Consider the following 518-nt stretch of genomic DNA (forward strand, 5'->3'; position numbering starts at 1 on the left):
CACTTGAGAACAGGACGTTATGGGGAATATATATGCTTTTGGAAAGACAGGCGGAACTCCTTTAACTACAAATAAAAAATTTTATAATGGTAAAATTCCTTTTTTAACTATTAAAGATATAACAAATTCTGAAAAATATTTAACCGAAACAGAAAAACACATTTCTGAAGAAGGGATTGCTAACTCAAGTGCATGATTAGTTCCTAAAGATTCTTTGAACTTATCAATTTATGCATCTATAGGTAAAATCACTATAAATAAAGTAAATTTAGCAACTAGTCAAGCAATTTTTAGCATTATTTTAAAAGAAAAAGAGTTATTAGATTTTTACTTCTATAATTTAACTTATAAAAATTTTAAAAAACATTGAAATAAAGTTTTATCTACCGGAACACAGCCTAATTTAAGTTCAGAAACTGTTAATTCAGAAATAATTTTTAAATCAAAAGAAAATAAAGAAAATATTTTAGTAGGTAAACTTTTTACTTTAATTGATTCAGTCCTTTCACTTCACAAGC

At 25.1% G+C, this 518-nt stretch carries 1 protein-coding gene; it reads left to right on the forward strand.

Going from position 1 to position 518, the window contains the following annotated elements; all coding sequences use genetic code 4:
* The coding region (locus ACXX84_RS04135) for a restriction endonuclease subunit S (RefSeq protein ID WP_458572965.1) at nt 1–518 on the forward strand (518 nt) is incomplete at both ends.

Source organism: Mycoplasma sp. AC157 (assembly GCF_054343415.1).